Below are 2,732 nucleotides of genomic sequence, written 5' to 3'. Positions count from 1 at the left end.
AGGAACCGATCGTCATCGGGTGGGCGGAAATACTGGAAGCAGCATGAAAACAGTTTGACAATGATTCAGGAGATGGGTAGGATGGGTTCTCTAAACCAATTTCCACCTCATTTTGGGACGCTGCCTTCTTATACTGGGATGATGGCAGAGTTGCTATTGAAATGGAAGTGATTGCTCGCAATGTGGGTCCATATTCAAGAGATTATATTGGCAGAATGTGATAGTTTTAAAATAGCGTACTTTAATGAAATTGTTCAGCTGGCGGATCAGCGCTTCGGAGAACCAGAGGAAGGCTCCAGCGATCTCCCCGTCTCCTGGGAGGGGGACTGTGAGCCGGGAACGACTTACGATCTCGATTTTTTAGAGGAAGGGGGAAGAACACCGAGCCGGATCGCGACAAAGTGGACGACGAATAAGTTCATGATCCGGAACCTGAGCCATTCGGCCGGAAGGGGGGAATACTGGATCGTTCCCCTGGCGCCCATCACGCGTCAGCCGATGATGGCATCGGGGCATCTGATCATGAGGGTGAGCAGGCCTATGGGCTGCAAAGCAGCAGCAGTGCATGTCTTTTTCATAGGCAGACGATTTTTAATTTTTCTCTTGATTTTTTAAATCAAACTGTAGAAGATGAGTCAAGCTTAAGGTGGCAAGACGAAAGGCTGCTAATCTTTAAAACCAGAGAATTTTGATTTCATTTTGCCAGGGCTTGCGACTTTTTGAGGGCTCTGATTTTTTCAAGAGTGTCAAGGTAGATGGCGGATTTGGAGGGATCAAGGGAAAGGGCTTTCCGGGCAAGTTCCTCAGCTTCCTCAAGATTCTCTTTTTTGCTATAGTAGAGCCAGGCAAGGTTATTGTAAGCATCGGCATTCTGCGGAATCTTTCTGATGGCTTTTCTGTAAGATTGCTCTGCTTTTTTCATGTCCCCTTTCTGGAAATAGATGTTTCCCATGTAGAGAGAGGCGATGGGAAGCTTCCTTGATGCCTTAAGATATTCTCCCAGGGCGTTGTCCAGCTCTCCCTTCTTCTCATAAGCCACACCCAGATTGATATGCTCCTCAGGCGTGAGCGGGTCTCTGGTGATGATGATCCTGGGGAGAGAACAGGAGAAGACTACAAAAACGGAAGACGCCAAGAGGGAAATAAGAAAAGGAAAATAAAATCCTCTCATAAGACATTCGTCATCTTTAAAATTCTGGACTGGAAATACAGGAAATTCGCATCACATGATACTTTGATAAGGCTTAATGAGGAGTGTCCAATTCTGCGTCTTCCTCCAGGCCTTCATAAATTTCTTTTTCTTTTCGAACCTCTCTCTCTCTTTTCCGGAGTGGACAATAACCCCATCTTTATTGCATCCCACGACAACCATGAAGTGGTTGGCCTGGATGGCTGAAATACCGTAGTCAACGAAGACGATGAGAGGGAATCCGGCCCGGATGTTCTCTTTGAGGTCCTCCCAGTGACCGTAGTACTGCATGGCAGAAAATCCTTGCTCTCTTGCGTAGAGAGCGAGATCGATCCAGAGTGTTCCTTTCGCCGATTGGCTGTAGATCTCCTTTGCTACTTTTTCGGGTGATATGGCAGCACCCCAGAAATTCAAAACGGAAGCCAGGGATGCCGGTCCGCACTGATGTTCCTCCTGGGAAAAGAAAGGAACATTCTTTATAAGATATTCCTCTTGGATGGGAACCTCCTCCCCGGATTGAACCAGAGTGAGGGGTAGAGTGAACAACAATAGAGTTAAAGTGATTAGAGAGAGAAAGAGGGGGAGGAGAACATTTATTGATGAGATAAATGAGCGAAAGAGAATTTTCATTCCTTTTTGACTTCAATCTTGTGACCGGTTAGTTTCAGCAGGATGACAACAAGAATGGCAATGACAAGAATCGCAATGACAACACCCAGCCCATCCCCTCCGGCCTTGAGTTCATCAACCTTCAGGGCAATCTGATGGAGCTCCTGGTCGCTCAGCTTGTCCAGCCTGGTCTTGATTTCTCCTTGCGTGAAACCTAGGGCTTCCAGCCTTTCCGTTACCATCTTCGATTCCAGTGCCTTCTGAATCTTTGCGATGTCCACAGCCCGGTCTGTCTGCTGCATGGCGACCAGTTCGGAAGGGGAAAACCCTGCCTCAATTCGTGGCGCGATGCCCCACAGGAACATGACAGCAACAAGAATCTTCGCCGTGCTCTTTATAAGTTTCGTGCTCATTCTCATTTCCTCCTTTTTCTCACAACCTATCATCTTTTAACGGAATCTTTTTATATCTTCTCTTTTTCTATGTCAAGCCTTTTATCAACCAAACGGTAACCTCTCTTCAAGGGACTCCAGGATGGCCTGGCGAGCCTGAGTCTCTTTCCGCGCCTGCTTGGAATTCAGACAGACAATGTAACGACTGCCATTGAAGAAAACCTCTTTCACCGGAAGAGGGGCCGGGTCTTTGGAGCTTCTTCCCTTCCAGCAATCCGAGCCCCCCTCTTTTTACCCTGATTGTTGCATGATTTATGCGGCGCTCTATCGAAGAACACTTTAGATGGAAAGAGACAATGATCCTTATTGCAAAAGAGAGAAATTCACTTTTATAATAAAGTACACGTCGACAGGTCGGCCATCTTGTAAAGCCGGCTTGTATCGCCATTGTCGCATGGCTATGGCGGCGGCTATTTCGAAATTGAAACCGGGGGTATCGACTCTAAGAACACACACATCATCCACGGTGCCATCTTTTTTTA

The 2,732-nt window shown here is 47.0% G+C and carries 5 protein-coding genes; 1 reads left to right on the top strand and 4 read right to left on the bottom strand.

Features of this window, described 5'->3' with window-relative positions; translation table 11 throughout:
• Positions 1 to 207 precede the first annotated feature (207 nt).
• On the top strand, positions 208 to 615 hold the full coding sequence (locus AB1756_04670; GenBank protein ID MEW5806624.1) for a hypothetical protein: 408 nt from the start codon (positions 208 to 210) through the stop codon (positions 613 to 615).
• Between the two features lie 79 nt (positions 616 to 694).
• Here the strand turns inward: AB1756_04670 and AB1756_04665 are convergent, their stop codons facing one another.
• The 4 genes from AB1756_04665 to AB1756_04650 form a co-directional block, all read right to left on the bottom strand.
• Positions 695 to 1,171: a tetratricopeptide repeat protein gene (locus AB1756_04665; protein ID MEW5806623.1), complete on the bottom strand. Its 477-nt coding sequence runs from the start codon at positions 1,169 to 1,171 to the stop codon at positions 695 to 697.
• 51 nt (positions 1,172 to 1,222) lie between these two features.
• Positions 1,223 to 1,819 (bottom strand): C39 family peptidase, encoded by a 597-nt coding sequence (locus tag AB1756_04660; protein ID MEW5806622.1) that lies wholly within the window; start codon positions 1,817 to 1,819, stop codon positions 1,223 to 1,225.
• Complete coding sequence (locus AB1756_04655) at positions 1,816 to 2,211, bottom strand: PA2779 family protein (protein ID MEW5806621.1); 396 nt, start codon at positions 2,209 to 2,211, stop codon at positions 1,816 to 1,818. Before AB1756_04655 ends, AB1756_04660 begins: the two co-directional genes overlap by 4 nt.
• A gap of 342 nt (positions 2,212 to 2,553) precedes the next feature.
• On the bottom strand, positions 2,554 to 2,715 hold the full coding sequence (locus AB1756_04650) for an energy transducer TonB (protein ID MEW5806620.1): 162 nt from the start codon (positions 2,713 to 2,715) through the stop codon (positions 2,554 to 2,556).
• Between the last annotated feature and the right edge of the window lie 17 nt (positions 2,716 to 2,732).

It is taken from the genome of Acidobacteriota bacterium, from assembly GCA_040752675.1.
Classification (GTDB): domain Bacteria; phylum Acidobacteriota; class Polarisedimenticolia; order JBFMGF01; family JBFMGF01; genus JBFMGF01.
Note: the sequence above shows the minus strand (reverse complement) of the source record. Positions and strands in the feature narration are given on the sequence as shown.